11 protein-coding genes and 1 pseudogene are annotated in these 6718 nt (G+C 70.1%); 9 read left to right on the top strand and 3 right to left on the bottom strand.

Annotated elements, in window-relative coordinates:
• The coding region (locus tag DMC18_RS23115) for a hypothetical protein (protein ID WP_110133349.1) at positions 1–349 on the top strand (349 nt) is incomplete at its 5' end.
• A 76-nt stretch (positions 350–425) separates the two neighbouring features.
• Positions 426–1037 carry a superoxide dismutase gene (locus DMC18_RS23110; protein ID WP_110133348.1) on the top strand — a complete coding sequence of 204 codons (612 nt, stop codon included), beginning with the start codon at positions 426–428 and terminating at the stop codon, positions 1035–1037.
• 61 nt (positions 1038–1098) lie between these two features.
• Here DMC18_RS23110 and DMC18_RS23105 read toward each other — a convergent pair whose 3' ends face one another.
• Entirely contained in the window at positions 1099–1932 is an 834-nt protein-coding gene (locus DMC18_RS23105) for a metallophosphoesterase (RefSeq protein WP_370444004.1), read from the bottom strand.
• Entirely contained in the window at positions 1929–2786 is an 858-nt protein-coding gene (locus tag DMC18_RS23100) for a diacylglycerol kinase family protein (protein ID WP_110118966.1), read from the bottom strand. The genes DMC18_RS23105 and DMC18_RS23100 overlap by 4 nt, the downstream gene beginning before the upstream one ends.
• Positions 2787–2953: 167 nt before the next feature.
• Between DMC18_RS23100 and DMC18_RS23095 the strand changes: the two genes are divergently transcribed.
• The 4 genes from DMC18_RS23095 to DMC18_RS23085 all read left to right on the top strand — a co-directional run bounded on the left by DMC18_RS23095 (position 2954) and on the right by DMC18_RS23085 (position 4616).
• Positions 2954–3295 (top strand): glycine zipper domain-containing protein, encoded by a 342-nt coding sequence (locus DMC18_RS23095; RefSeq protein WP_110133347.1) that lies wholly within the window; start codon positions 2954–2956, stop codon positions 3293–3295.
• A gap of 198 nt (positions 3296–3493) precedes the next feature.
• On the top strand, positions 3494–3856 hold the full coding sequence (locus DMC18_RS23090; protein ID WP_233248262.1) for an OmpA family protein: 363 nt from the start codon (positions 3494–3496) through the stop codon (positions 3854–3856).
• 308 nt (positions 3857–4164) lie between these two features.
• On the top strand, positions 4165–4329 hold the full coding sequence (locus tag DMC18_RS26260; RefSeq protein WP_158285970.1) for a hypothetical protein: 165 nt from the start codon (positions 4165–4167) through the stop codon (positions 4327–4329).
• A gap of 14 nt (positions 4330–4343) precedes the next feature.
• Positions 4344–4616, top strand: coding sequence for a hypothetical protein (locus DMC18_RS23085; RefSeq protein WP_110118971.1), 273 nt, complete (start codon positions 4344–4346; stop codon positions 4614–4616).
• Positions 4617–4692: 76 nt separating this feature from the next.
• Here the strand turns inward: DMC18_RS23085 and DMC18_RS23080 are convergent, their stop codons facing one another.
• Positions 4693–5484 (bottom strand): response regulator, encoded by a 792-nt coding sequence (locus DMC18_RS23080; protein WP_110118972.1) that lies wholly within the window; start codon positions 5482–5484, stop codon positions 4693–4695.
• A gap of 231 nt (positions 5485–5715) precedes the next feature.
• Between DMC18_RS23080 and DMC18_RS23075 the strand changes: the two genes are divergently transcribed.
• The 3 genes and pseudogenes from DMC18_RS23075 to DMC18_RS23065 all read left to right on the top strand — a co-directional run.
• Positions 5716–5901 (top strand): NepR family anti-sigma factor, encoded by a 186-nt coding sequence (locus DMC18_RS23075; protein ID WP_110118974.1) that lies wholly within the window; start codon positions 5716–5718, stop codon positions 5899–5901.
• Between the two features lie 2 nt (positions 5902–5903).
• Complete coding sequence (locus DMC18_RS23070) at positions 5904–6509, top strand: sigma-70 family RNA polymerase sigma factor (protein ID WP_110118973.1); 606 nt, start codon at positions 5904–5906, stop codon at positions 6507–6509.
• Positions 6506–6718 (top strand): annotated as a pseudogene (locus DMC18_RS23065) (sensor histidine kinase); the annotation flags it as partial. The gene DMC18_RS23070 and the pseudogene DMC18_RS23065, both read left to right, overlap by 4 nt.

The raw sequence follows: 6718 nt of genomic DNA, 5'->3' as shown, positions 1-6718 counted from the left end.
GGCCGCTGCCGTGAGCGTGTTCGCCGCCGCCTTCGCGCTGTTCGCCGTGCTGGCCCCGTTCCTGACGCCCGCCGGCGCCGCCGCCGTGGTCGCGGCGGTGACAGCCTTCATCGTCGCCGTGGCCGGCCTGATCGCCGCCAACCGGGCCGAGGCCAAGCGCGTGCGCCACACCCCGACGCCGGAAGTGAACGGCTTCGCCGAACGCATCGTCGACATCGTCAAGGACCGTCCGATCCTGTCGATCGGCGCGGCCCTGGCGGCCGGAGTCTTCGCGCTCAGGAACCCGACCTTCACGGCGGCCGTCGCCCAGGCCTTCATGGCTTCGAGACAACCACCGCCCCGGCGCTGAAGTTTTTTCCGCGCCAACGCCTAGCTTTCAACCGCCCCCGGCCCATTTCCCGGGGGCGTTTCGCCATGGAGCAACCATGTTCAAGCTGCCCGACCTGCCCTACGCCTACGAGGCGCTTCAGCCGACCATCTCGGCCAACACGCTGCACTTCCACCACGACAAGCACCACGCGGCGTACGTCAACGCCCTGAACGGCCTGCTGCCGGAAGGCGACACCCGCTCGCTGGAAGCCGTCATCGCCGACGCCGGCCCGGGCAAGGTGTTCAACAACGCCGCCCAGGCCTGGAACCACGCCTTCTTCTGGGACTGCATGAGCGCCGACACCCAGGGTCCGGGCGAAGCCCTGGCCAAGGCCATCGACGAGACCTTCGGCGGCCTGGCCGGCCTGAAGGAAAAGTTCGTCGCCGAGGGCGTCGGCCACTTCGGTTCGGGCTGGGCCTGGCTGGTCGCCGAAGGCGACAAGCTGTCGCTGATCTCGACCCATGACGCCGACGGCGCCATGACCAAGCCGGGCGTGACCCCGCTGCTGGTCTGCGACGTGTGGGAGCACGCCTACTACCTCGACCACCAGAACAACCGTAAGGGCTTCCTGGAAGCCGGGTTCGACGCCCTGCCCAACTGGGCGTTCGCCGACGCCCAGTACGCCGCCGCCCAAGGCGATGGCGAAGCCTGGAAGTACCCGGTCTAATCGACCGATCGAGGGCCGACCTCGAGAAGGGCGGGATCGCAAGGTCCCGCCCTTCTTGCGTTCAGGCCACCTTGCAGTTGGGCCGGCGGTTCACCGCCCAGGTGCGCCAGACCACGAAGCCTGTGCGCTCGAAGGCCATGGCGGTGATGCGCATCTCGGTCGCGTCGGCCTCGATGATGTTGAAGCTGGGCGGCACGCCGCGCTCGCGCACCGACAGCGTGCCCGAACCCACCGCCTGGGTGCAGCCGCCGGCGTAAGGATAGGCGTGCACGAACGGGGCGTGGATGTGCCCGGTCAAAACGAGATCCGCCCCGGCCTCGGCGAAGGCCAGGGCCGCGGCCTCGCCGCCCCGCACCTTGGCGGTCATCGGCCCGCCCATCATCTCGATCAGCGGATGGTGGCAGACCACCACCTTCAACCGCCCAGGCGGTTCGGCCTGCAGGCGACGGGTCACCGCCCTGGTCTGCGCGCGTGACACAGCCCCCTTCGACCAGTTCCAGCGGATCTGGGCGCCGCGCGCCGAATTGAGCGTGAACACCGCCGCCCGCTCGTCGCGGAAGGAAAGACCATCGGCGTCGCCGAACCGCGCCTCGTAGCGCCGCCAGGGCGTCGCCAGCCGCTCCAGGATCTCTACCGGCCCCTTGAACGGGGTGTCGTGATTGCCCGGCGCCAGCAGCTGCGGCTGGGGCAGGCGCGCGAACCAGGCGCGGGCGGCGTCGAACTCGACCTGGGCGCCGTCCTTGGTCAGGTCGCCGGCGCCGATCACCAGGTCGGGCCTGGCCGCCTGGATGCACTCGACCGCCGCCTCGACGGCCTGCGGATGCTCGCCGCCGAAGTGAACGTCGGAGACCTGGACCATCTTGAAGACGGATCCCGGCGAGGCGGTCGCGCTCACGGCGCGTCGTCCTTCAGGGCCAGGGCGCGGAAGGCCTTGGGGCGGAAGCGGATCGAGACGTGGTCGTCCAACCGCACCGGCTCGCCGTCGAGGATGGCGGGGATCCGGCCACCGGCCCAGGCCCGGCCGATCCGGCAGCGCTGGACGCTGACCGCCGGGTCGTTGCGCCAATCGCCGGTCACCGTCTTCACGCCCAGGCGGAAGATGTCGAGGGCGTTGGTCGGATCCAGGGCCGCGGCCTCCAGGGCCCGCTCGTCGGCGTCCATGCCGCTGGAGACCAGGGGGCACATCAGGGTCAGGGCCTCGGCCTTCTCCTTGGGCCGGCCGTCCAGCACGTAGCGCAGCCGGCTGGAGAAGGCCCGGCGCAGAGCCCGCTGGGCGCGCATGATCGCAAGGTCGGCCCGCCCCTGCCGGGCGGCCTCGCGCGCCTCGGCCCACAGGGCGGGACTGCCGAGGATGGCGGCGACGAAGAACAGGCGGCCGGCCACCTCGCCGCCGGAGATCATCTTTTCCTCGCCATGGGTCAGGCAGGCCTTCAGGGCCTGGGGCCAGGCGCGCTCGCCATAGAGGGCGCGGGGCAGCATGTTCATGGTGCCGCCGGGCAGCGGGGCGACCAGCGGCCCGTCCGGACCGGCCATCTCGGCCGCCGCCCGGGCGGTGCCGTCGCCGGCCAGCACGAACAGCACGTCGGGCCTGCGGGCCAGGGCCTCGGTCAAACACGGCTCCAGCTCGCCGCCGGCCGGCGCATGGACCCTGGCGTCGACGCCGTGCTCGGCCAGTATGGCCTCGGCCTGGGCGGGTCCGTCCCGTCCGACCGATCCCGAGGCGCTGTTGGCGACCAGTTCGACGCGCATGAAGGCTCCCGACGGCGCGGCCCCGAACGGCCGCCGTCCGGAGCTAACGGCGGCGCTTGGCCGGGGTTCCCCCGGAGTTCCCAAGCCGACCGTCGAGCGGCTCGCCGGAACTTCCGGTGGTGGTGTTCCGTTTGACTGGCCGGGACACGCTCGAACGGAGAGCCACGATGAAAACCACAATGATCGCCTTGGTCGGCGTCGGCCTGCTCGCCAGCGCCTGCACCGCCACCGGCAACACCGAACGCAACGCCGCCGGCGGCGCGGCCCTCGGCGCCCTCGCCGGCGCCGTGATCGGCAACAATGTCGGCGCGGGCGACGCAGGCACGGGCGCGGCCATCGGCGCGGCCATCGGCGGCACCGCGGGCGCCGTGAAGGGCTGTCGCGAAGACGGCGGCTGCGGCGCCACCAACGTCAATCGTCGCCAGTACTATGACGAGCGCGCCGGACGGTATTACTACTACGACTCGCGCAGCGGTCGTTATTTCTGGGAAGACGGCAGCCCCCGCTGAGGCGGCTCCGTCCAACAGGGTTTCGAAGGCGGTCGACGCGCGTCGGCCGCCTTTGGCATGTTCGCGATCGGCGGGTTTCACAAAGAGGGGCTACGAATGAACAAGGCTGGCGTCTGGATCGCGGCTGCGGCGATCGGAGCAACGATGACGGGGTGCGCCACCGGGCCCTGGCCCAAGTCGCGATCGCAGATTGAGGCCTTGCCGGCCGCCTGTGACGACTTCTCGGTGTCGATCTATTTCGACCGCGATTCCGCGGCGATCACCCGCGAGGCCCGGCAGGTGCTGCGCGGCGCGGCCGACCTGGCCAAGGGCTGCACGGCCAAGAACGTCCACGTGGTGGGCCTGGCCGATGCGGTCGGCGCGCCCGACGCCAATCTGGCCCTCTCTCAACGCCGCGCCAGCGCGGTGACCGCCGCCCTGGCCAAGGTCGGCTTCCGCCAGGTGTCGTTCGAGGTCTCGGCCGCCGGCGACGCGGGCGCGATCACCCGTGACGGCGAGGCCCGGCCCCTGCGCCGCCGCGCCGACGTGCGCATCGACCTCGAGGCGCCGCCCAAGCGCTGACCCCCGGTCCATCGGACCGCGCATGAAGAAAGGCGGGCCGGTCGTCCGGTCCGCCTGAGGCATGACAGAAAGGGGGGTGCGGAGGCGACAGGCTGGCTTTCACCAGCCTCAAGTCGGGGGGGCGTCGCCGCCTCCGCAAAGAGTAAACGACCTCCCCCAAACGGCGTTCCCAACAATCCGAAATATTTTTCGCCTCCTCGGCGAGCGGATATTCCGCGGCTCCGACGATCGCCTCGGCTGGAACATGGCCGTGCGCGGAACGTTGTTTCTTCGACCCGCGACATCGCGGGCGAATGGGGAGCGACGTGATGATCCGCGCCTATCAAGCCGCGCATGGCGGACTGGTCTTCGAAACCCAGCGTCGACGCAAGCAGGCCCGGAGTTCGCGGCTGCTCGCCCTGGCGACGGTGCTGGGCATGGCGCTGGCGGTCGGCACCGTCCAGCATTTCGCCACCGCCACCGTCGCGAATTAAGTCAGGAGGTCCCCATGGCGACCGACATCAATACCGAACACAGCCCCACCCTGAAGGCCACCCGCGCCCGCCAGGGCCGCTGGGGCCGCCACATCTTCTGGGTGCTGGTGATCTCGACCGTGCTGGCGGCCATCGCCCTGTTCGGGGCCTGGGGCATGCGCTCGGGCGATCTGGCCTCCGTCCAGCACAATACCGGCGCCGACACCCCGGCCGAGGCCGCCCAGGGCACGACCGTGCAGACCGCGCCCAAGCAGACCCCGGGCGAAAAGACCGCGCCCGCCCACTGAGGCCTTCGCGCTCTCGACAAAGAAAAAGGCCCCGGCGATCGCTCGCCGGGGCCTTCGTCTTTTTCAGCTTCGCGCGTCAGGCCGCCTGGCGGGTCCGGCGCGGATGGAAGAACAGCGCCTGGCCGATGGCGGCCTTCACCGTTTCCGGCTGGAACGGCTTGGTGATCAGGAAGGTCGGCTCCGGACGCTCGCCGGTCAGCAGGCGCTCGGGGAAGGCGGTGATGAAGATCACCGGCACGTCGAGGCGGGCCAGGATGTCCTTAACCGCGTCGATGCCCGACGAGCCGTCGGCCAGCTGGATGTCGGCCAGAACCAGGCCCGGGGTCTTGCGGGCGACGGCGTCGACCGCTTCGCCGCGGGTGGCGGCGATGTCGATCACGTCGTGACCCAGCTCGCGCACCAGCGCCTCGATGTCGGCGGCGATGACCGGCTCGTCCTCGATGATCAGCACCTCGGTGGCCAGTTCGGCGTCGATCTCGCTCTGGGCGTCGGCGATCAGCCGCTCGACCTCGCCGAAGTCGCAGTCGAGGATCTGGGCGGCCTCGGTCGGCGTGAAGCCTTCCAGGGCCGTCAGCAGGAACGCCTGGCGCGACCGCGGGGCGATACGCAGCAGACGCTGCGAAGCGTCGTCGGAGAGGTCGTCGCGACGCGCTTCGAGCTGGGCGCCCGAGGACAGCCAGATGGCGTGGAAGACGCGATAGAGCGCCACGCGCGGCGACAGCGCCGCGTCGAGCGAGCGTTCGCCGGCGGCCAGGGCCTCCAGCGCGACGCGGACATAGTGATCACCGGTGGTCTGATCCCCGGTCAGCGCGCGGGCGTAACGGCGAACGTAGGGCAGGTGCGGCGCCAGTCGGGCAAGAAGACTCATGACCCCTCCCGTAGAGTGTCTTCGAAACAAAAAAGGTCGTCCATCACGGCAAAGCTATGCCGTTCGATCGGGAGCATAACGTGCCCTGCGCGACGACGGTTCCGCAGCAACTCGATTTTTGGCACTCTACGCTCAAGCTTATGGAACCCGATGCGGAATCTGGCGTTGACCTCCAGCATTTATAAATTCGGCCGCAGGGGGCGGACGCTGCGCACAACCGGCGTCGAGGACATGATCGAACACGTACCCATGGAAGATCAACGCAAGGGATCCGCCTCGCTCGACGAGGCGCGGCTTCGTCAGCAGGCCATCGGCGTCAAGCTTCGCCAGATGTTCGACGAGGTGGTCAACGAGCCCATCCCCGACGAATTCCTCGACATTCTGCGCAAGGCTGAAAAGCCTTCGGGAGAGCGTTGAGCATGAGCGAAGCGCAAGTCGGCCGGTCGCCCATCGATCCGGTCCGTGACGAGACCTTCAAGAAAGAGCTCGTCACCCTCATCCCGCACCTGCGGGCCTTCGCGCGCACCCTCACCGGTGACCCGACGGCCGCGGACGACCTGGCGCAGGACGCCATGATGAAGGCCTGGGACGCCCGGGCCAGCTTCCAGCTGGGCACCAACATGAAGGCCTGGACCTTCATGATCCTGCGCAACCAGTTCTATTCGGAGAAGCGTCGCTCCTGGCGCCAGAGCCAGCTCGACCAGGAGGCCGCCGAGCGGACCCTGGTGGCGGTCGACGATCCGGAAGCGCCGGTGGCGCTGGACGAGCTGCGCATGAGTCTCGCCATGCTGCCGCCGGAACAGCGCGAAGCCCTGATCCTGGTCGGGGCCGGCGGTTTCGCCTACGAGGAAGCGGCCGACATCTGCGGATGCGCGGTCGGCACGGTGAAGAGCCGGGTCAGCCGGGCCCGCCGGGCCCTGCAGGCCATCCTCGAGTCGGGCGGCTATGAGCGTGACGGCGCCGCCGCCGGCGACGCGATGCACGCCATCCTGGCCGATGCGGAGCGTTTGAGCACCCAGCGGTGAAGCGCGTGTACGGCCGCGCGGCGGAGGTCGTCGGCACCATCCGGGTCCGCCTGCTGCTGACCCTGACGTTGGCGCTGCTGCCGGTGCTGCTGATCGGCGCGCTGCAGTCGGCCCTCGTGTTCAAGCACGAGGGCGACGCCCGGCGGCAGAGCCTCGAGCTGGCCGCCGGCCGCAGCGCCGCCATCGCCCGCGCCCGCATCGAGGCGGCC

Origin of the sequence: Caulobacter sp. D5 (assembly GCF_003185805.1) — a bacterium.
Classification (GTDB): Bacteria; Pseudomonadota; Alphaproteobacteria; order Caulobacterales; family Caulobacteraceae; genus Caulobacter.
Note: the sequence above shows the minus strand (reverse complement) of the source record. Positions and strands in the feature narration are given on the sequence as shown.

What these genes read in the sequence shown, in the direction of transcription:
- DMC18_RS23100 (WP_110118966.1), bottom strand. Translation starts at nt 2,786, where the DNA reads ATGCGCGTCGAACTGGTCGCCAACAGCGCCTCGGGATCGGTCGGACGG.
- DMC18_RS23110 (WP_110133348.1), top strand. Translation starts at nt 426, where the DNA reads ATGTTCAAGCTGCCCGACCTGCCCTACGCCTACGAGGCGCTTCAGCCG.
- DMC18_RS23070 (WP_110118973.1), top strand. Translation starts at nt 5,904, where the DNA reads ATGAGCGAAGCGCAAGTCGGCCGGTCGCCCATCGATCCGGTCCGTGAC.
- DMC18_RS23095 (WP_110133347.1), top strand. Translation starts at nt 2,954, where the DNA reads ATGAAAACCACAATGATCGCCTTGGTCGGCGTCGGCCTGCTCGCCAGC.
- DMC18_RS26260 (WP_158285970.1), top strand. Translation starts at nt 4,165, where the DNA reads ATGATCCGCGCCTATCAAGCCGCGCATGGCGGACTGGTCTTCGAAACC.
- DMC18_RS23080 (WP_110118972.1), bottom strand. Translation starts at nt 5,484, where the DNA reads ATGAGTCTTCTTGCCCGACTGGCGCCGCACCTGCCCTACGTTCGCCGT.
- DMC18_RS23085 (WP_110118971.1), top strand. Translation starts at nt 4,344, where the DNA reads ATGGCGACCGACATCAATACCGAACACAGCCCCACCCTGAAGGCCACC.
- DMC18_RS23075 (WP_110118974.1), top strand. Translation starts at nt 5,716, where the DNA reads ATGATCGAACACGTACCCATGGAAGATCAACGCAAGGGATCCGCCTCG.